This window comes from Corynebacterium sp. KPL4072 (assembly GCF_037908395.1).
GTDB lineage: Bacteria > Actinomycetota > Actinomycetes > Mycobacteriales > Mycobacteriaceae > Corynebacterium > Corynebacterium kefirresidentii.
On record NZ_JBBMGE010000005.1, the window covers coordinates 75,566 to 95,671 of the forward strand.

At 56.0% G+C, this 20,106-nt stretch carries 21 protein-coding genes; 9 read left to right on the forward strand and 12 right to left on the reverse strand.

Features of this window, described 5'->3' with window-relative positions:
• The first annotated feature begins 65 nt into the window (after nt 1-65).
• From trxB to WMP97_RS06490, 4 genes are all read left to right on the forward strand, one after another.
• Nucleotides 66-992 carry a thioredoxin-disulfide reductase gene (gene trxB, locus WMP97_RS06475; RefSeq protein WP_340440087.1) on the forward strand — a complete coding sequence of 309 codons (927 nt, stop codon included), beginning with the start codon at nt 66-68 and terminating at the stop codon, nt 990-992.
• Nucleotides 993-998: 6 nt separating this feature from the next.
• A complete protein-coding gene (gene trxA, locus WMP97_RS06480) occupies nt 999-1,322 on the forward strand; it encodes a thioredoxin (protein ID WP_023020190.1) in 324 nt (107 codons plus the stop codon).
• Between the two features lie 85 nt (nt 1,323-1,407).
• The gene (locus tag WMP97_RS06485) at nt 1,408-2,589 is read left to right on the forward strand and encodes an N-acetylmuramoyl-L-alanine amidase (protein WP_023020191.1); all 1,182 of its coding nucleotides are present in this window, start codon (nt 1,408-1,410) and stop codon (nt 2,587-2,589) included.
• Nucleotides 2,590-2,683: 94 nt separating this feature from the next.
• Nucleotides 2,684-4,045, forward strand: a complete 1,362-nt coding sequence (locus WMP97_RS06490; protein ID WP_396335055.1) for an MFS transporter — start codon at nt 2,684-2,686, stop codon at nt 4,043-4,045.
• A 594-nt stretch (nt 4,046-4,639) separates the two neighbouring features.
• On the opposite strand, the gene WMP97_RS06495 is transcribed toward WMP97_RS06490, so the two are convergent.
• Genes WMP97_RS06495 through rpmH form a run of 7 tightly spaced genes read right to left on the reverse strand, consistent with a single transcriptional unit; the run spans nt 4,640 to nt 8,938 of the window.
• Nucleotides 4,640-5,680 carry a ParB/RepB/Spo0J family partition protein gene (locus tag WMP97_RS06495; protein WP_301732842.1) on the reverse strand — a complete coding sequence of 347 codons (1,041 nt, stop codon included), beginning with the start codon at nt 5,678-5,680 and terminating at the stop codon, nt 4,640-4,642.
• A gap of 6 nt (nt 5,681-5,686) precedes the next feature.
• The gene (locus tag WMP97_RS06500) at nt 5,687-6,535 is read right to left on the reverse strand and encodes a ParA family protein (RefSeq protein ID WP_340440088.1); all 849 of its coding nucleotides are present in this window, start codon (nt 6,533-6,535) and stop codon (nt 5,687-5,689) included.
• A 10-nt stretch (nt 6,536-6,545) separates the two neighbouring features.
• Nucleotides 6,546-7,145, reverse strand: coding sequence for a 16S rRNA (guanine(527)-N(7))-methyltransferase RsmG (gene rsmG / locus WMP97_RS06505; protein WP_034656078.1), 600 nt, complete (start codon nt 7,143-7,145; stop codon nt 6,546-6,548).
• A gap of 29 nt (nt 7,146-7,174) precedes the next feature.
• Nucleotides 7,175-8,152 (reverse strand): membrane protein insertase YidC, encoded by a 978-nt coding sequence (yidC, locus tag WMP97_RS06510; protein ID WP_239206128.1) that lies wholly within the window; start codon nt 8,150-8,152, stop codon nt 7,175-7,177.
• 13 nt (nt 8,153-8,165) lie between these two features.
• Nucleotides 8,166-8,381: a membrane protein insertion efficiency factor YidD gene (gene yidD, locus WMP97_RS06515; protein ID WP_259887629.1), complete on the reverse strand. Its 216-nt coding sequence runs from the start codon at nt 8,379-8,381 to the stop codon at nt 8,166-8,168.
• A gap of 47 nt (nt 8,382-8,428) precedes the next feature.
• Nucleotides 8,429-8,791 (reverse strand): ribonuclease P protein component, encoded by a 363-nt coding sequence (gene rnpA, locus WMP97_RS06520; RefSeq protein ID WP_023020197.1) that lies wholly within the window; start codon nt 8,789-8,791, stop codon nt 8,429-8,431.
• Between the two features lie 3 nt (nt 8,792-8,794).
• Nucleotides 8,795-8,938: a 50S ribosomal protein L34 gene (gene rpmH / locus WMP97_RS06525; protein ID WP_003847033.1), complete on the reverse strand. Its 144-nt coding sequence runs from the start codon at nt 8,936-8,938 to the stop codon at nt 8,795-8,797.
• 669 nt (nt 8,939-9,607) lie between these two features.
• On the opposite strand from rpmH, the gene dnaA reads away from it, so the two are divergent.
• From dnaA to gyrB, 5 genes are all read left to right on the forward strand, one after another.
• Nucleotides 9,608-11,245, forward strand: a complete 1,638-nt coding sequence (gene dnaA, locus WMP97_RS06530) for a chromosomal replication initiator protein DnaA (RefSeq protein WP_340440089.1) — start codon at nt 9,608-9,610, stop codon at nt 11,243-11,245.
• A gap of 699 nt (nt 11,246-11,944) precedes the next feature.
• Complete coding sequence (dnaN, locus tag WMP97_RS06535; RefSeq protein ID WP_248100278.1) at nt 11,945-13,126, forward strand: DNA polymerase III subunit beta; 1,182 nt, start codon at nt 11,945-11,947, stop codon at nt 13,124-13,126.
• The gene (gene recF, locus WMP97_RS06540) at nt 13,126-14,319 is read left to right on the forward strand and encodes a DNA replication/repair protein RecF (protein WP_301716426.1); all 1,194 of its coding nucleotides are present in this window, start codon (nt 13,126-13,128) and stop codon (nt 14,317-14,319) included. Before dnaN ends, recF begins: the two co-directional genes overlap by 1 nt.
• Nucleotides 14,312-14,881 carry a DciA family protein gene (locus tag WMP97_RS06545; RefSeq protein ID WP_034655616.1) on the forward strand — a complete coding sequence of 190 codons (570 nt, stop codon included), beginning with the start codon at nt 14,312-14,314 and terminating at the stop codon, nt 14,879-14,881. Before recF ends, WMP97_RS06545 begins: the two co-directional genes overlap by 8 nt.
• A 157-nt stretch (nt 14,882-15,038) precedes the next feature.
• Nucleotides 15,039-17,108: a DNA topoisomerase (ATP-hydrolyzing) subunit B gene (gene gyrB / locus WMP97_RS06550; RefSeq protein WP_340440090.1), complete on the forward strand. Its 2,070-nt coding sequence runs from the start codon at nt 15,039-15,041 to the stop codon at nt 17,106-17,108.
• Between the two features lie 70 nt (nt 17,109-17,178).
• Here gyrB and WMP97_RS06555 read toward each other — a convergent pair whose 3' ends face one another.
• Genes WMP97_RS06555 through WMP97_RS06575 form a run of 5 tightly spaced genes read right to left on the reverse strand, consistent with a single transcriptional unit; the run spans nt 17,179 to nt 20,036 of the window.
• Nucleotides 17,179-18,654: an MFS transporter gene (locus WMP97_RS06555; RefSeq protein ID WP_340440091.1), complete on the reverse strand. Its 1,476-nt coding sequence runs from the start codon at nt 18,652-18,654 to the stop codon at nt 17,179-17,181.
• A 41-nt stretch (nt 18,655-18,695) separates the two neighbouring features.
• The gene (locus tag WMP97_RS06560; protein ID WP_284836027.1) at nt 18,696-19,133 is read right to left on the reverse strand and encodes a DUF6918 family protein; all 438 of its coding nucleotides are present in this window, start codon (nt 19,131-19,133) and stop codon (nt 18,696-18,698) included.
• Between the two features lie 20 nt (nt 19,134-19,153).
• Nucleotides 19,154-19,510, reverse strand: coding sequence for a hypothetical protein (locus tag WMP97_RS06565; protein ID WP_284836026.1), 357 nt, complete (start codon nt 19,508-19,510; stop codon nt 19,154-19,156).
• Nucleotides 19,511-19,547: 37 nt separating this feature from the next.
• Nucleotides 19,548-19,808 carry a cell filamentation protein Fic gene (locus WMP97_RS06570; protein ID WP_301716430.1) on the reverse strand — a complete coding sequence of 87 codons (261 nt, stop codon included), beginning with the start codon at nt 19,806-19,808 and terminating at the stop codon, nt 19,548-19,550.
• Nucleotides 19,809-19,814: 6 nt separating this feature from the next.
• The gene (locus WMP97_RS06575; RefSeq protein WP_086588404.1) at nt 19,815-20,036 is read right to left on the reverse strand and encodes a CopG family transcriptional regulator; all 222 of its coding nucleotides are present in this window, start codon (nt 20,034-20,036) and stop codon (nt 19,815-19,817) included.
• Nucleotides 20,037-20,106 lie beyond the last annotated feature (70 nt).

A 20,106-nucleotide genomic window follows, 5' to 3' on the forward strand; every position in this document is an offset into this window, starting at 1 on the left:
TGGCAGTGTGGCGGGTAGACTCAGGGCGTTACGCGAAACCACACTCTGATTTAAGGGAGTTAGCAATGACCGTCCACGATGTTGCCATCGTAGGTTCCGGCCCTGCCGGTTATACCGCCGCCCTTTATGCGGCACGCGCCGAGCTCAACCCGATTGTCTTCGAGGGCTTCGAGTACGGCGGCGAGCTTATGAATACTACCGAGGTAGAAAACTACCCCGGCTTCCAAAAAGGCATCATGGGCCCAGAGCTCATGGAGGAAATGCGCGCCCAGGCCATCCGCTTCGGTGCGGATTTGCGCATGGAAGTCGTTGACTCCATAGAACTAGAAGGCGATATTAAAAAGCTGCACGTGGGTGACGAGTTCTTCGAGGCCCGCGCCGTCATCCTCGCCACCGGTGCCGCCCCGCGCCACCTCGGCGTACCAGGTGAGGAAGAACTTACCGGCCGCGGCGTTTCTACCTGCGCTACGTGCGATGGCTTCTTCTTCAAGGACCACAATATTGCGGTTATCGGCGGCGGCGACTCCGCCATGGAGGAAGCAACCTTCCTCACCAAGTTCGCGGACTCCGTCACCATTGTGAACCGCTCCGAGAGCTTCCGCGCCTCTAAAATCATGCTGGAGCGCGCCCAGGCCAATGAGAAGATTAAATGGGAGACTAATAAGGTCGTCGAAGAGGTCATTGAAGCCGACGGCAAAGTTGGCGGTCTCAAGCTCAAGGACGTGACCAACGGCGAGACCTCTACCTTGGACGTGACTGCCATGTTCGTAGCAATTGGCCATGATCCGCGCTCTTCCTTCCTCAGTGGTCAGGTCGAGCTAAATGACAATGGCTATGTTGTAGTTGAACAACCCACCACCAAGACCTCTCAGCCTGGCGTTTTTGCCTGCGGTGATTTGGTGGATGACCACTACCAGCAGGCAATTACCGCGGCCGGCTCTGGTTGCCGCGCGGCAATTGATGCGGAACATTTCCTCGCAGAAAGCCGTTAAATCAGTATGAGCAACGTCAAGAAAGTAACCACCGATACCTTCCGCAAGGACGTCATCGAGTCCGATAAGCCCGTCGTCGTCGACTTCTGGGCCGAATGGTGCGGCCCCTGCAAGAAGCTATCCCCCATCTTGGAAGAGGTAGCAGAGGAGCTAGACGGCGAGGTCACCATCGCCAAAGTCAACGTCGATGAAGAGCGCAACCTAGGTGCCATGTTCCAGATCATGTCCATCCCTAACGTGCTGATTTTCAACCACGGCGAGAAGGTAGACGAATTTGTTGGTCTGCGTTCTAAAGATGACATCGTGGCGCAAGTGAAAAAGCAACTTTAACTGTTAATCTAATTCCTATTAGATTAAGCGTGTAGAAATTCTGAAATGCGGCCCCTAAACACGGGCTGTGAAAGGGGTAAAAGGCGTGAACCGCGTTCTTCGAGTCGGCGATACAAGCGTGCGTGTAGCTGAGGCTCGCGCCACCTTGGCCCGTCTCGGCCTCTTGTCAGATTTCAAGGGGGAACTTTCTGCGTGGAAAAAGCAGAAGTACTCCGAGAGCGACAAGAGCTTTGATGCCAATTTGTCTGAGGTCCTCAAGGCCTTCCAGCAATCGCGCGGCATCGTGCCCACGGGAGAGATCGATGATCTCACCCTGCGCGAACTGCGCCAGGCCTCGTATACGCTCGGCAGCCGTGTACTTGCCTACGAGCCCGCAAATGAGCTCGTGGGTGATGATATCTCGCAGCTCCAGCAACAGCTGCAGGAGCTGGGCTTTTACCAGCAGCGCGTAGACGGCCATTTTGGCACCAATACCTACGCGGCGCTCAAGGAATACCAACACAACTGTGGCTTGCAAGAAGATGGTGTATGCGGTCCCGCCACCATCCGCGCCCTCAGTCTGCTTGGCCGCCGTATCACCGGCGGATCCGCGCACAATATCCAAGAGCGCGAGCGCGTGCGCAACGCCGGCCCTAAACTGGCGGGCAAGCGCGTTGTGATCGATCCCGCCTTGAGCGGCGGCGACGCCGGCCAACAGGTCAAGGGACGCTTTGGTGATATTTCTGAGCAAGAGATCCTGTGGGACCTCACCCAACGCATCGAGGGACGCATGATTGCCGCCGGCATGGAGACCATCATCTCCCGTCCTCGGACCTCCGATGCGGACGTGAAGTCCCGCGCGGAGTTGGCCAACGCCTTCGATGCGGACATTGTCATCTCTTTGGCTTGTGATTCCTACCCCAATGAGAAGGCCAATGGTGTTGCCACCTTCTATTTCGGTTCCGAATCCGGCAATTCCTCGCTTATTGGTGAGACCCTATCCGGCTTTATCCAGCGTGAGATTGTCGCACGCACCGAGCTGCTGGACTGCGGCAACCACGGCCGCACCTGGGATCTGCTTCGCCTGACCCAAATGCCGGTCATCCAGATCGTGCTGGGCTACCTCACCAACCCAGAAGACATAAAGATCCTCACCAATCCGTCCCGCCGCGACGATATTGCTGAGGCCATCGTCATCGCGGTAAAGCGTATGTATCTCATGGATCAGGATACAGTTGTGACAGGTACCTATAAATTTTCTGAACTCCTTCAAGCTGAGCAGTCCTAAGTCAACGAGATCTGCCCACAAATCTTGGTTCGAAGCGAATCATTCGATTAGTATCTACTGATAATCTTCATTTCTACTATTTGAATGGATCTTCATGATGGATGCTTCGAGCCCCTCCGCGATCTCTCCCAAGGAAATGGGACGTGTAGTAGCTGCAACCACAATCGGTACGGCGATTGAATGGTACGACTATTTTCTATACGCTGCAGTAGCCGGACTCGTTTTTAACCAAGTAATGTTTTCTCCCTTAACCGGAAGTTTGGCCAGCATCGTGTCTTTCGCTTCTGTGGGCCTATCGTTTTTGTTTCGGCCCCTCGGTGCGTTTTTAGCCGGCTACTATGGAGATCGCTACGGTCGACGAATCGTCCTCATGGTCACACTTTTCTCCATGGGGGGCGCAACCACTTTAATCGGCCTCTTACCTACTTACGAAACGGTAGGTCTATGGGCTCCCATTATGCTCATTTTTCTCCGCATTATTCAAGGCGTATCCGCTGGAGGGGAGTGGGGATCAGCGGTATTGCTAGCGGTTGAACATGCTCCGAACCAGAAGCGTGGCCTTTACGGTGCCGGACCCCAAATTGGAGTTCCCATCGGTCTTCTCATGTCCTCGGGAATTTTATCCATTATGAATAGAATTGCGCCCGGAGATGCATTCTTTCAATGGGGTTGGCGCGTCCCCTTCTTACTTTCCTTCGTGTTGGTTATCGTGGGCTACGTAGTAAGAATCGGCGTCGATGAATCGCCGGTTTTCAAAGTTATAGCGGGCAACAAAAGTCATGAAGGCCCGAATCCCATTGGAGTTCTCTTCAAACAGCATCTACCTCTTGTATTTGTCGCCGCACTGGTATTTGCAGGCAACGGAGCTGTAGGTTATATGACAGCAGGAGGCTACATTCAAAATTATGCCACCAACCCAGAAGGACCCATTTCCTTTGAGCGCGGTGATGTGCTCAACGCAGTTACTTTGTCTGCCGTAACTTGGTTAATATTCACGCTATTCGCCGGCTGGGTGTCGGACTATATCGGTCGACGAAGGACTTATCTCATTGGATTTGTCGTACAGGCAATTGGAGCTGGAATACTCTTCCCACTGGTCAACTCAGCTTCACTGGGCCTTCTTTATGTCGCGCTTATCTTTCTAACTGTAGGCCTAGGACTAACTTATGGTGCCCAGTCCGCCATGTATGCTGAGCTCTACCCTGCATCCGTTCGTGCATCAGGGGTATCGATATCTTATGCCATTGGATCAATTCTCGGCGGCGCATTTGCACCTATGATCGCTGCATCTTTAGTAGATGCAACAGGCACAACAGTTGCGGTTACAATCTATCTAGTAGCTGCAAGCCTCGTAGGTTTTACTGCTATCTTGCTTCTCCAAGAAAGAAAAGGTATCCCTCTTAGCCCTGATTTTGAAACGGAACAATCTAAAAGTCCGTTTATTTTTGGTAAGTAACCTAAACAACGGTAGAACTGAGCCATCCGATTCCCATAATCTTCACTGTGACTATTTCATGGTCAATTCGTGGAGTTTCGGACAAATGATCCGAGTCGAACACGCTCTGCTTGACAGGCTGTAGCTGTCATTGAACGATTCTGAATCAGAATAGGAGAGTAACGCCAACGTCCCTCTCTGACGGCCTTTCAACCCGAGCAGATCAGAAGTGCAATTCAGGGGTGTACCAATTACTTCTTCTACTTTTCACTTTGACAAAGAGTACCGATTTCCTTGCAAGTGAATTGTAAAACTTCACAGAGAGGTAGTTAACTACATAAAGCAAATTCGGCAGCAATGCAATAATTGCAAATAATTCATCATCCCAAAGTTAGCAACATTCTATTGAACGACACAAGAACCCCCCTTTAGGATCCTACGTCCGTATCAAATCTAAATACCTGGAGACGTCAATCGAAAGTTCAGAAAGCCATTAGCCTGACTTTAGGAGTTAAATAATCAGTGCTGCTACTAAAGCCTGCCTTGGGATTAAAAGATCGAATATTTTAAGTGACCGCAAAATAGCATTTGTTTAAACTTTCCATCTTTCGAAAGTTATCCACCTGGCTGCATTAGTGCCATGATGCGCTCAAAATCTTCTTGATCACCAAATTCCACGATCATCTTGCCCTTGCGTTTGCCCATGGTCACGGTGACTTTGGTGTCAAAGCGGTCCGATAGGCGCTCGGCAGAATCGGTAAAGTACTGTGGCTGTGGCGCCGACTGCTTCTTTTTTGATTCGGCCGGCTTGCCATCGCGCTTATAAAGGGTGACTGCCTCCTCAGTGGCGCGGACAGACAGGCCCTCCGCGATGATGCGGTTGGCTATATATTCCATCGCCTCCGTGTCATCCAAAGATAGAAGCGCACGCGCGTGGCCGGCGGATAAGGTACCAGCGGCTACACGTTTTTGTACCTCTACCGGCAGCTTAAGCAGGCGCAGCATATTGGTCACCTGTGGGCGCGAGCGGCCAATGCGGTCCGCCAGCTCGTTCTGGGTAACGCCAAACTCTTCCAATAGCTGCTGGTAGGCGTGTGCCTCTTCCAGAGGGTTGAGCTGCACGCGATGGATGTTTTCCAGCAGGGCATCGCGCAGCAGGTTGTCATCCTTGGTATCGCGCACGATGGCTGGAATAGTAGCCAGACCCGCCTTGGAAGAAGCGCGCCAACGGCGCTCACCCATGATGAGCTCGAAGCCACCCTCCTCGGAAGGGCGAACAACGATGGGCTGCAAGAGGCCAAACTCGCGGATCGAGTGAACGAGCTCGCCCAGCTCATCCTCGTCGAAGACGGTGCGTGGCTGCTTCGGATTAGGGATGATATCCCCAATGGAAATCTCACGGTAGGTCGCACCGATGGGAGCCGGGGTGGCCTGACGCTTCTTCGAAGATTGTGAGCCAGAACCCTGTTGAATGGTGGGCGCGCCCTTTACACGCTTGCCGTCGCCGCCCTTGCGGCCAGGCTGCGGGGTGGCATTTCCCAAGATGATATCCGCCGCGGAATCTCCCAGCCGCGGCTTGCGGGTAGGGGCATCAGGGCCGGATGGGATGAGTGCGGCGAGACCCTTGCCGAGTCCACCTTGCTTCTGTTCTGCCATGAGTTCCTATCCTTCCAATTCCGCGTAAATCTCTGGGCTCACGCCAATCGCCCCGGTGGTCGGGTGCGGGCGATAATCGCCGCGCCGGTTAAACTCGCGCGCCGCCGCAAGGTAGGCGCGGGCACCGGTGGACGAAGGAGCGTAATCAATAACCGTAGTACCGTATCCCGGCGCCTCCGAAACGCGCACGGAGCGCGGGATAACATTGCCCAACACCACGGCACCAAATTGCTCGCGAACGTTATCTGCCACATCTTCTGCCAAGCGCGTGCGGGCGTCATACATGGTCAACAGCACGGCAGAGATATGCAGATCCTCGTTGAGGTGTTCACGGATCATGGAAATATTTCCCAGCAACTGGCCCACACCCTCGAGGGCGTAGTACTCGCATTGAATCGGGATGATGACCTCTTCCGCGCACGTCATCGCATTGATGGTAAGCAAACCTAGCGATGGCGGGCAGTCAATGAAAACGTATTCGAAGCCATGCTCCTCGAGGAAGCCGTTATGCAGGGCGTCATAAAGCCGAAATTCGCGGCGTACCAAGGACACCATTTCGATCTCCGCGCCAGCCAAATCAATGGTGGCGGGGATGCAGAAAAGGTTCTCGTTGTGCGAAGAAGGCTGCATAGCCTTCTCGGCACTGCAGTCCCCGAGGAGCACCTCATAGCTGGAATCGGTGCCGGAATTATGTTCCGCACCCATGGCCGTGGAAGCATTTCCCTGCGGGTCAAGATCGATCACCAGCACTTTCTTGCCCTCTGCGGCAAGCGCTGCGGCCAAGTTGGCGGCGGAGGTGGTTTTGCCTACGCCGCCTTTCTGGTTAGCAATGGTGATAAGGCGCGGATTAGTCATGCCGTCTACTTTAGTTCACGCGCGGGACACGAATGATCGTGGTTCCCTCGATGGTTCTGACCTCGGCCTTTCCACCGCCGGCCTTCTTGATGTCAGCGGCATCGCGTTCTAGTTCCTCATGTACCGAAGAGCCCTTCAGTGCGATCATCTCGCCCCCCTTGCGCACTAGCGGCAGCGACCACTTCGCAAGCTTACCCAAGGGCGCGACGGCGCGCGAGGTCACCACATCGGCCCCCGCCACGGCTTTTTTAATCGGGCCTTCCTCAGCGCGGCCACGCAGGACCGTCACATTGTCGAGCCCTAGTTCTTCTACCACCTCGTTGAGGTAGTTATAGCGCTTTAATAGCGGCTCAATCAGGGTTATCCGCAGGTCTGGGCGCGCAATGGCCAGCGGAATGCCAGGCAGTCCGGCACCCGAGCCTACATCGATGACCGTGGTGCCCTCGGGGATTGCCTGCTTGACGACGGCGCAGTTAATAATGTGCCTGTCCCACAAACGCGGCACCTCCCGGGGGCCTATAAAACCACGAGTGGACCCGTCTGTAGCGAGCGAATCATGGTAAGCCTGCGCGAGGGGCAAGCGGGAGCCGAATACTACTGACGGGTCCATCTTGGACACGATGGGGTTCTCCTCCGTGTTTATTTGTTTTTGCGCTGTTTCTTGGTGCGGTTGTCCTTCTTGCGGGCACCCGGCTTAGGTGCGGAAGTCCGCTTGGCCTCAGCCTTCGCGGCTTCCTCTTCTTCTTCCTCGCGGTCCATCTTGGCATAGACGATGCGGGTTTGGAAGAAGGTCCAGACCGTATTGGCCATCATGTAGAACAGCAAACCGATTGGCCAGATGAAGCCGGAGAAGATCAACATGGCTGGCATGACCCAGAGCATCATCTTGGACATCATGGCCATTTGCTGCTGCATCATTTCCGCATTCTGGCCCTGTGGCGCTTGGGTCTTACCGGCGGCGCGGCGCTGTTCCTGGCGGTTTAGGCTCATGCGGGCGTTGAAGTGCGTCATGACCGCAATGATGGCGATCATCGGAACGATGATTACGGCGGCCTGGCTGGTGGTTACGCCCTCCACAATCGGCGAGTTCAAGCGCAGATTGGTGACCAGCGGGACATCGAAAATCTTGGCATCCAAGAACTGCTGGACCAAGTCCGGCTTAAAGATGTAGTTTGCGGTATTAGCGTTTTCCTCAATGGACATTGGATCGCCGCTGGGGTGGCCAATGCCACCGGCTACTGCAACGGTGCGGTCGAAGGAGCGCAGTACGTGGAACAAACCAACGAACATTGGAATCTGCACGAATACCGGCAGGCAGCCGGCCATTGGACGAACGCCAGATTCCTTGTAGACCTTCTGCATTTCCTGTGCAGCCTTGGTCTGATCGTTGCCGTACTTCGCACGGATTTCCTGCACCTTAGGCTGGATTTCCTGCATTTTGCGCGAGGAACGAATCTGGCTGATAGTCGGCTTGACCATCAGCGCCTTAAGCGTCCAGGTCAGCAGCACAATGGCCAGAATCCACGTAATGCCCCAGGATGGGTCCATTACGAGGGAAAGCAGCCAGTGCCAGAACCATAAAACGGCCGAAATTGGCCAATAAATGAAATTAAGCACGAGTGTTTAATCCTCAGTTGTTGTTGGTATCCGGAACCGGATCAAATCCGCCCGGATGCCAGGGGCCACATTTGCAGACCCTGGCAATTGCCATCGCCGTACCCTTGAATGCGCCATGTTTGGATAGCGCTTCAAGGGCATAAGCACTGCATGTCGGTTCAAACCGACAGGTCGATACCATCTTAAGGCCAGAGACATGTTTTTGGTAGAAACGAACCACTTTGACCATTGGTGTGGCCAATCCTCTGGCTGGGGGAATTTCCTCCCCGCGGGAATTTAGATATCCCATTGCTTGCGCAGTGCTTTAGCAAGATCTTTTTCTAATTGCTCACTGCTAGCAGTGGCGCTAGCGGGCAGTGCACGAATGACCACATCCACGCTGGCAGGCAGCTTGGGAATGAAAGTCATGCACACATGGCGAAGCCGTCGGGAGGTGCGGTGGCGAACCACTGCATTCCCGACGGCTTTAGAAACAATTAAGCCAAAGCGCGGCCCAGTGGCTGCGATTTCGGCTTCCTTGTCCGTACCTGCGTTATCGCGCGCATGCACGACTACCGTACGAGTGCCCGCCCGGCGACTGCCCTTCATCGTGCGCCGAAACTGTGTCGGCGATGTGAGCTTGTGCTGGGCCGGAAGCATAACTTACGCAGTCAGCTTTGCGCGGCCCTTCTTGCGACGAGCCGCAACGATTGCGCGACCTGCACGAGTGCTCATGCGGGTGCGGAAACCGTGCTTACGAGCACGACGACGGTTGTTCGGCTGGAACGTGCGCTTACCCTTTGCCACGTTAATTCTCCTTGAAGTTGTGCGTAGGCACACCACCGCTAACAGCGGCGCACCCACTGATGATTAGATTCCATGAACCTGACGCATCACAGTCTCTCCGGTGCACGGCGAGCCGACGGGCCCAGCCAGTGCGAGGTGACGCTGTCACTTTCACGCGCAACTCTTTGTTGCAATAGACCATGCCAGATTACGTGATTTCTGCCGCTAGAAACAAATCGACACCCGGGTACACCCGAAATTACATAAATGTTTTTTCCTGCAGCTAGGCGGCCAGATTCCGGGCTCTTACTGCGCCGAATCCACCGCACTGGAGGACCTATCCAGATCGGCGTCCAGGGGGTGAATTTTTCTCACTAGACACACCCGCCGCTTCGGCGGTACAACAGAAGAATCAAATTCCACAGCCAAGCCTGGCATGTGGATAACTCTAAATCAGCGCTTGAGACTTTTGCAGTTTCCGCAGCTTAACGCCATAAACCGGCCAATGAAGAGTTATCCACAGCCATGAACTAAGCTGTGAATAACTCTTTCATCCACACCTGTGGATAACTCTGTGGAGATCGAGGTGACTCGATAAAAACCACTGTGAAAACCACGGTGGAATCCACGGTGAAAATTGTTATTCAATGTCCACCCGTTCCCGACTAAATTCCACAAAGGTAGCCTGTTGTGACTGACCCACAAGCGAACCTGCATACCATTTGGCGCGCGGTCGTTGATGACCTGCTCGCACAATCCGAGCAACCCAATTCCGAGGTCCCTAGTTTTTCCCATTCACAGCGCCTTTACCTCCAACTGGTCCGCCCCATCATGATGGTCGAGGGCTACACCCTCGTTGCCGCCGAGAACCTCGACGCCAAAAATGTGGTCGAAAATGAATTGGGCGAGTACATCGCCAAGGCCTTAACCCGACACCTCGGACGTCCCTGCTCCTTCGCGGTTACCTTGGCTACTCCGCAAGAACCACAACCACCAGCCACAGAGCCTTCTCCCCAGGCAGCTCCCCCGCAACAACAGCAGGCTCCGCAAGCGCAACAACCCCAGCGCACGGAGCCTCCCCAGAACTACATTCCGCGCCCGCAACACTCTGATACCGGTTCACAACCGGCACCCGCCCAAAACAACTGGCAATCCAGCCATGCCCCAGCCAGCTTGGATGAACTTGCCCAGCACTATAACCAGCAGCAGGCGCAGTCCGCGGGCAATTTCACCGATGCTAGCTCTAATTCCGCTCGCATCCCGCGCGAGGCTCCGGCACATGATCCCAACCGTGAAACTTCACTGAATCCGAAGCACACTTTCGATAGCTTCGTTATCGGGTCTTCGAATCGTTTTGCCAATGGTGCAGCCGTTGCCGTGGCCGAAAATCCCGCCCGTGCATATAACCCACTATTCATCTGGGGTGGCTCTGGTCTAGGCAAAACGCACCTTTTGCACGCCGCTGGTAATTACGCCCAGGTGCTGCACCCGGGTTTGCGCGTGAAATATGTGTCTTCGGAAGAATTTACGAATGACTATATTAATTCGCTGCGTGATGACCGCCAGGAATCCTTCAAACGGCGCTACCGCAATCTCGACATCTTGATGGTCGATGATATCCAGTTCTTGGAGGGCAAAGAATCCACCCAGGAAGAGTTCTTCCATACTTTCAATGCGCTGCACCAAGCCAATAAGCAGATCATTTTGTCTTCGGACCGCCCGCCGAAGCAGCTGACAACGCTGGAGGATCGCCTCCGCACGCGCTTTGAAGGCGGTCTTATTACCGATATTCAGCCACCAGATCTGGAAACGCGCATCGCGATTTTGATGAAGAAGGCGGCAAATGACGGCACCGAGGTGGATCGCTCCGTGCTTGAGCTCATTGCCTCGCGCTTTGAATCTTCCATTCGCGAGCTCGAAGGCGCACTTATCCGTGTTTCGGCCTATTCCTCTTTGGTAGATGAGCCAATCAACGTAGAGATGGCGGAAATCGCATTGCGCGATTTGGCCCCGGATTCCGCTGATCGAAAGATTACCGCTACCTCAATCATGGAGGTCACGGCAGACTTCTTCGATATTGATGTAGAAACTCTGCGCGGCGCCGGCAAGAAGCGCGCGGTAGCGCATGCTCGCCAGCTGGCAATGTATTTGTGCCGCGAGCTTACCGAGCTATCCCTGCCCAAGATCGGTGAACAGTTCGGCGGTAAGGACCACACCACCGTCATTTATGCCGATCGCAAAATCCGCAAAGAGATGACTGAAAAGCGCAATACCTATGACGAGATCCAGGCGCTTACCCAACGCATCAAGAATCGCAGTCGCGCCTAAGTCTTAGCGTGCTGCCTCAGCGCTCTCCTTTATATAAGGAGGGCGCTTTTGTTTTCCCGATCCCGCTTCCCAGATTTCGCCCGGGTCACTTGGGGTTGAAACCAGCTAGAAAGCTAGACAGAATCCTCCACGCCGCATCGGCACACCCGTGTAATTTCACAAATAAGGCCCGAAACCCTCTAAAAAGGGCCGTTTATCTGCAAGAAAGGTTATCCACAGCGTTATTCACACTTGTGTAATTTCAACTTTGTAATTCATAGATCTTACTCACAGTTTTTAATTCCACAGGCCTTGTGCTGGGAGAACCACCCTGTGATCAGTGTTGTGTGTAGATCAGTGATCAAATGACAAAACCTGTGGATAAAACGGCGATCCCACTAGTTGTCCACAATTCACCCCGATTGATCACAGCAAGATCACAAGATTTGCCACACCCCGGATCTGCGCCATGAACTTGTCATTTACCTAGTTACCCACAGATCCCACACTGCTTATTACTACTACTAAATTATTTCTCTGATCTGTATAGAAGAAAGAGGGTGTGTGGAATTCGGCCCGCCCCGCCTCCGGCCAGGCGCGGATCGAGCGGGCAAAGATGGAATTACACGTTGTGGCGCACCGCGCCCAATGCGGTAAGTTGGAAGCCAGTCTTTTGTAAGTAACAAATTTCCTACTTGCCTCAGAGGAGCTCTTCGCACCATGGATGAAGCCGTGTCATTTCGCGTTGCCAAAGATGACCTTGCCAACGCCGTAGCGTGGGTTGCTCGCAGCCTGCCTTCCAAGGTCACTCAGCCCGTGCTTCGCGCGATGTTGATCACCGCGGATGACAATGGTCTTGAGTTCACCGGCTTCGATTATGAGGTTTCTACCCGCGTCCGCATCGCCGGCATGGTGGATGAGCCCGGACAGATTGCGGTAGCCGGCAAGCTCCTCTCCGATATCGTTGCTTCTTTGCCCAACAAGGAAGTAGAGATCTCCCAGGTAGATTCCAAGGCACTGGTTACTTGTGGTTCCTCTCGCTTCGAGCTGCCACTGATCCCACTGGATGATTACCCTCAGCTTCCGGTATTGCCAGAGGTTACGGGCACTATCCAGCCACAGCTTTTCGTCGAGGCCATCCATCAGGTCGCTGCCGCAGCCGGCAAGGATGACACTTTGCCTATGCTCACCGGTGTGCACATGGATATCCATGGCAAAGACATTGAGATGACGGCAACGGACCGCTTCCGTCTGGCCATGCGCACCTTGGAATGGGAGCCGAAGTCCCCGGATGTCGAAGCCAAGCTATTGGTACCTGCTAAGACCCTCCAGGAAACCGGTCGTTCCCTGGACCCGCATCTCAACATTCCGGTAGAGATTGCCGTAGGTACCGATGACAATATTGGTGCGGATGGTCTCTTTGGTTTGCACGCGGATAACCGCGAAACCACCACGCGCATGCTGGATGCGGACTTCCCCAATGTGCAGCCGCTGCTGCCGAAGAATCACACCAATATTGCCTCCATTGAGGTGGCTCCGCTGCAGGAAGCAATCCGTCGCGTTTCTTTGCTGACGGATCGCAATGCACAGATTCGCATGGAATTCGCCGATGGTCAGGTAACCCTATCTGCCGGCGCGGATGCCGGTAATGCGACCGAGACCTTGCCGTGCGCCTTCCATGGCCGCGATGAGTTTCTCATTGCCTTCAATCCGGGCTACCTCAAAGATGGCTTGGCCGTCATCAACACCGACCGCGTGGTCTTCGGCTTCACCGAGCCTTCCCGCCCAGCCATTATGATCCCAGAACCGGAAGAGCTGCCTGAGGCCGATGAAGATGGCAACTTCCCCACGCCGAAGACCAACTTCACCTACCTGCTCATGCCGGTTCGCCTGCCGGGCTAATGTACGTCAGGGATCTCGATGTTCGGGATTTTCGCTCATGGCCCGAACTTAATGTGCAGCTAGGGCCCGGGATCACCCTTTTTGTCGGGCGCAATGGCTTTGGCAAGACCAATATCGTCGAGGCCATTGGTTATACTGCCCATCTTTCCTCCCATCGCGTATCTCACGATGCACCGTTGGTGCGGCAGGGTGCCGATAGTGCACGGGTGTCTATTACCGCGGTGAACCAGGGCCGGGAGCTCACTACCCATTTGCTGATTAAACCCCACGCGGCCAATCAAGCGCAGATCAATCGCACGCGCCTGCGCAGCCCCCGTGAGCTGCTGGGCGTGGTAAAAACGGTGCTCTTTTCCCCGGAGGATTTGGCCTTGGTGCGCGGGGAGCCGGCCGGACGGCGCGCTTATCTCGATAGCATCATTGCCTCGCGGACTCCGCGCCTTGCGGGTGTAAAGGCCGACTATGACAAGGTACTCAAGCAGCGCAATGCCTTGCTGAAATCAGCCTCCGGCAGCCTGCGCCGCGGCTATTCCGATAGCGACGGTGCCGCCGCATTGGCTACCTTGGATACCTGGGATGCGCAGCTTGCCCGGCTCGGCGCCCAAGTAATCGCCGCGCGCCTTGCGCTTGTCGACGCCCTCTTGGACCACATCCCCGCCGCTTATTCCGGCCTGGCACCAGAATCGCGGCCGGCGCAGGTGGAATATAAGTCCACTATCGATACCTCGGATCGCGAGGTACTAGAGGCCGTCTTGCTTACCGAGTTGGCCACCGCCCGGCAGCGCGAGATTGAACGCGGCATTTCCCTGGTGGGCCCGCACCGCGACGATCTGGTGCTTAATCTGGGTGATCAGCCGGCCAAGGGCTTTGCCAGCCATGGTGAGACGTGGTCCTATGCCATTGCGCTGCGCCTGGCGGAGTTTAATCTGCTGCGGCAAGAGGGAGGATCGGATCCGGTGCTCATTTTGGATGATGTATTTGCCGAGCTTGACGCCAAGCGCCGCAAGCAGCTTGTCCACCTGGCCGCCGAGGCCGAGCAGGTGCTCATTACCGCGGCGGTAGATGAGGACCTACCGGGGAACTTGGAACCCATCGTGCGCTACCGCGTGAGCGTGGAAGATACCGATACCGGCCGCATCTCCAAGCTCAGCGCTGAGGATGCCGTTGAGGATGGGGATGGTGACAAGGATGAGTGAGGAACAAGGGGGCGTCGGCAAGCAGCGCATTGATCCTGTCACCCAGTACTTTAAATTGGTACGGTCCACCTCCAAGAACCCGCCGAAGCTAACCCGCCCTGTGCCGAAGATGCCGGTGCCCTCTCTAGAGAAGGCACAAAAGCAGGGGTATATGGGCTATCAACGGGGCATTCCTACGGGACCAGATGGCAGGAAGAAACGGCGAACGCTGGCGGTGCCGAGCCTGGGAGCCCAAATCAGCCGCGAGGTAGTCAATCGCGGCTGGGAGCACGACTTGGCCAATGGTTGGGTGATGGGTAATTGGGAGAATCTCGTGGGCGAGCGCATCGCCGCCCATACGCAGCCGCAACGGATTAAGGACAAGGTTGTCTATGTGTCCTGCGATAACTCCACCTGGGCTACGGAGCTGCGCTATCTGCAGCGACAGATCCTTCGGAAAATCTCTGACCGCCTAGGCCCGGATGTCATTGTTGAGCTGCGCATTCATGGGCCCAAGCAGCAGCGAAATTATGAGGGGCGGCAGTGGGTGAAACCACAAGGATCGCAAGATACGTATGGCTAATAAGTTGCACTTGGATCCGACCTTTAAATCCTAAATAACCTCAGAGCGCGCCAGATTCCTATCTCTCACGGGTGTGGGGTGTCTTTCAGTAGGGGGTATCCGTGTAGAATAGTTAAAGTCTTAGAATTAGCTATAGCCAAAAGGAGAGCACGAATCCGTGGCTGAAGAACACGCATATGATGCCGGGTCAATTACGATCCTGGAGGGCCTCGAAGCCGTCCGTAAGCGCCCCGGCATGTACATTGGTTCGACCGGTTCGCGCGGCCTGCACCACCTCATTTGGGAGATCGTTGATAACTCCGTCGATGAGGCTATGGCCGGCTACGCCGATAAGGTTACCGTCAAACTGCTGGAAGATGGCGGCGTCGAGGTCATCGATAATGGCCGTGGTATCCCGGTAGAAATGCACGCCTCCGGCGCACCTACCGTCCAAGTGGTCATGACGCAGCTGCACGCTGGCGGTAAATTCGACTCCGACTCCTACGCCGTATCTGGCGGCCTGCACGGCGTCGGCATTTCCGTGGTGAACGCACTTTCTACCCGCGTAGAAGCGGAAATTAAACGCGATGGTAAGCACTGGTATCAAAACTTCCAGAATGCCGTCCCGGATGATCTCGTTGAGGGTGGCAACGCCCGCGGCACGGGTACCAAGATCCGCTTCTGGGCGGATCCGGAAGTATTTGAAACTACCGAGTACGATTACGACATCATTGCTCGCCGCCTGCAGGAAATGGCCTTCCTGAATAAGGGCCTATCCATTGAGCTCATCGATGAGCGCGTTACCGAAGAGCAGATTGAGCTGGAAGAAATAGCCGATGCAGAATCCGGCGAGACCAGTGCGGATGAAACCTCCTTCGATGATGCCCCAGACGCTGGCGATACTTTCAACGAAGAATCCGGTGAAGCGGCGGAAGCTGCGGCGGAAAAGAAGCGCCGCAAGAAGGTCACCTTCCACTACCCGGATGGCTTGACCGATTACGTCAAGTACCTCAATAAGTCCAAGACCGCGATCCACCCGACTATCGTTTCTTTCGATGCCAAGGGCGAAGATCATGAGGTGGAAGTAGCACTGCAGTGGAATCAGGGCTATAAGCAGTCCGTGCACACTTTTGCTAATACCATCAATACCCACGAGGGCGGCACGCACGAAGAAGGCTTCCGCGCGGCCCTAACCTCCTTGATGAACCGCTATGCCAAGGAGCATAAGCTCATCAAGGAAAAGGATGGCAACCTCTCCGGCGATGACTGCCGCGAGGGCTTGGCCGCCGTCATTTCCGTCAAGGTGGGCGATCCGCAGTTCGAGGGCCAGACCAAGACCAAGCTGGGCAATTCCGAAATCAAGGGCTTTGTCCAGCGTGCGGTGAACGAGCACGTCAATGACTGGTTCGATGCCAATCCGGCTGAGGCAAAGGCCATTATCAATAAGGCCGTGTCCTCCGCACATGCTCGCATGGCTGCCCGCAAGGCCCGCGAGATGGTGCGCCGCAAATCCGCCACCGACCTGGGCGGATTGCCCGGCAAGCTCGCGGATTGCCGCTCCAAGGACCCGAAGATTTCCGAGCTCTACATCGTGGAGGGTGACTCCGCAGGTGGTTCCGCTAAGGGCGGCCGTGATTCCATGTTCCAGGCCATCTTGCCTCTGCGCGGCAAGATCTTGAACGTGGAGAAGGCCCGCATGGATAAGGTCCTCAAGAATGCTGAGGTCCAGGCGATTATTACTGCACTGGGTACCGGTATCCACGAGGAGTTTGATATCAAGAAGCTGCGCTACGACAAGATCGTGCTCATGGCCGATGCTGACGTCGACGGCCAGCACATTGCTACGCTGCTATTGACCCTGCTCTTCCGCTTTATGCCACAGCTGATTGAGGACGGGCACGTGTACCTGGCTAACCCGCCGCTGTACAAGCTCAAGTGGTCCAAGGGCACTCCGGGCTATGCCTTTTCCGACGACGAGCGCGATAAGCTGTTGGCCGAGGGTCTGGAGCAAAACCGCAAGATCAACAAGGATGACGGCATCCAGCGCTACAAGGGTCTGGGCGAGATGAACGCCTCCGAGCTCTGGGAAACTACGCTCGACCCGAGCACCCGCATCCTGCGCCGCGTGGATTTGGAAGACGCGCAGCGCGCCGATGAGCTCTTCTCCATCCTCATGGGTGACGATGTCTCGGCCCGCCGCTCCTTCATTACCCGCCGCGCCAAGGACGTCCGCTTCCTAGACATCTAAACCGCAGCACAAAGCCCACCGTGGAAAATACTGCGGTGGGCTTTAATTGTGGCGTTTTAAAGCGCGAGCCCTAGGCCTGGGAGCTGCGCTGATCCGCTACGGCGAATCCCAGGGAGGCAAGACACATGGACAGGATGACGCCGAAGCCGGCGACGATGGAAAGCGGCCAGTCCGCGTTCGTGCCGTGCAGGGTGGCAAAGACTATGGCCGTGATGACGGCAAGACCGATGGCCGTGCCGATGCGCTGGCCGGTCTGGAGGACAGCTCCCGACGATCCAGCGTAGGCCTGAGGGACATGTGCCAAGGTGAGCGTCTGGTTAGGGGAGATGACCGAGCCTTGCCCGCCGCCCACCAAGGAGAGCGACAGGACCATCCACCATTCGCTGGTGCCCCATTGCTCGGTGGCCCAGATGAGCGCAATGGTGGAAACGAGCCCGGAGATGGTCACCATCATGCCGATAACCACGACCTTGCGGCCGTGGACGGACACTGACCGGCCGGCCAGTGTGGCAGAAATAGAGCTCAACAAAGCGGCCGGAATGCCTACGGATCCGGCAGCGAGGGCGGAGTGCCCGAGCCCGCTTTGGAAGTAGAGCGCGACGAGCACCCAAATGCTGGTAATGCCCATGAACCATAAGGTGGCAATGATGGTGCCATTGCGAAAGCTCGCAGTAGCAAAGATATTAAGATCCGCCATTGGTGGATGACCGGTGGCCTTGTGTCGTCGCTCCCACAGCACCCATGCCACCAGCAAAAACGCGCCCAGGAGCAGCAGCCACCACACGCCAGGTGTTCCAGAAGACTCCATAAAGGGGAAGAGGATGGCCCACACGGCGGCGCCAAGGATGACAGCACCAATGGGATCAAGGGTGGCTAGGGTCTTGAAAATTCCCAGTTTATTGCCCATTTCATCGCGTACACGAGAAAACAGCGGCCGCGGAAACCACATCAATCCCAAGATGATGGCAAAAAGGCCGACGGGGAAATTGACCAGCATAGTCAACCGCCAGCCCAGGTCCGCGCCACCCAGGCGTATGAGTAGGCCACCAAGTACCGGTCCAATGGCCACGGCGAGGCCCACCGTGGAGCCAAAATAGCCGAAGGCACGGGCCCGCTCGGGGCCGCGGAAGTATTGCTGGATCATGCCCACACCCTGGGGATTAAGCAGGCCAGCACCTATGCCTTGGATAAAGCGGGCGGCATTGAGTGCCTCAGCATTAGGGGCAAAACCGGCGACTGCGGCGCTGATGGAATAGATAGCGATGCCAGCTAGAAAGATGCCGCCGCGGCCGACGAGATCTCCGGCGCGGCCGGCCGCCACGAGGATGACGCCGAAAGTGAGCGCATAGCCGGAGAGCACCCATTGCACATCCGAATTAGAGGCCCCTAAACCCGATTGAATAGAGGGCAGGGCCACATTAACAATGGATACGCTCAGCAGCGACATAAAAAGCGCCGTGAGCAAAACGATAAGTACCCGCCAGCGAGCGGGATCTTGGCCGGCGGGGTACTCGGTCTGGTTAGCTGCGGAAGTAGTCACTTCCACACTTATACCTGGCGTTTAGAAGGCGATTCAACTGCCGGAATCTACATATGCTTCTGCAGCACGCGGCCGAAATCCGGAACCGCAGGGGTGAGGAATTTCGAAGCCTTAGCGCGCAGGGAGTTATAAGGCTTGGATAGTGCGGGGGAGTTGACCTGCTCGGCATGCTTATCGGCTACCGCCATGATGGCATCACTGACCTCGGCGCTGCGCGGCTCCAGGAAGGAACCGAAATCCTGCTCAGAGCTGTTTTCAAACTCTTGCCAGTGCGGGTCCATAGCGTCGAGGACATCCGGTAGCACGCGGCCTAGCGCCTTGGTGATGATGGCGGAGTCGACCTTCTTCGCGGCGGCGACTGCGCCCTTCAGCGCCATGCCGGTAATGCCCGATTGCTTGGCGACGACCCTCTCAACCAGCTCGCCACAATCGCTTATCACCGCAGTGCGCTGCGGACCTGACATAAGTTCAGAAAGATGTGCCATGCTGCACCACCTTACGCGAATTAAGCCGGCTGTCCCGGCAGGCCAGGAAGGTTGGCCTGAATGGCAGCAATCTGATCGGCGATCTGGCCCAAGCCAGCATCGCGGGCTGCCTTTTCCAGATCCACGTTGGGGGAGTAGAGGGCCACGGCGCTGGCCAGGGCGGTGACGCCCGCGGCCGCTGCGGTGATGATCAACGTGAGATCCAGCTGGGAAGAACCGGTAGAGGAACCACCAGTCTGGCCCTGTTCAAATTCCGGATTTACCTCGTCTTTCCAGGAATCCGCCTCAGCTGCAGTAGCGGTAGGAGCAGTGATGGCGGTGGCGGTTAGGGCTGCGGCGGTAAGGCTCGATACGGCGATCTTCTTGACGTGGGACATGGTGCTAGTTCCTTCCTTGGGTCACTCTTCCCAAAACTTAGGCAACTTCTTTAACACTAAGGTAGACGCGCACGGTGAACTTTGCGAACTCTGCGTTATACCCGCTCAGCGCCGGAACGCGGGCTAAAACCTCCGCCATAGCGCGGGCGGCATCGCGGTGGCTATCGTGGATGGCTATTCCTTCCACCTTGGCAGTGCTGGCCGCCGCAGCGGCCGCAAGAGCAGCAAAATTGGTGATGCGGACGTTAAAGCGCGCGCAAAACTCGCGTGCCAAAAGGTAGAGCTGTTCGGTACTCATAATCACCTAGGACTGAGTGGGCCGGGCGCGGCGGATTTCCGCCTCCAGTTCAGCGCGGCCGGGGAGGAGGGCGCGGGCGGTGGATTGCACGTGGGCGTCGGCAAGCGTGCGGGCTGCCGCCGCAACGATGGCGCGCACTACCGCTTCATGTTTGGAGGTACCCTGCGCCGAGGCCAGCAGGGTGAGCGCGTGGTCTTGTTCGGCCGTAAGCCGCAATGTCATTGCCATGCCTTAGTGATACCACGGTGATACCATGCGTGCGGCAATTCGGGCCCTGAAAGGCGCTAAAGGGTAGAAT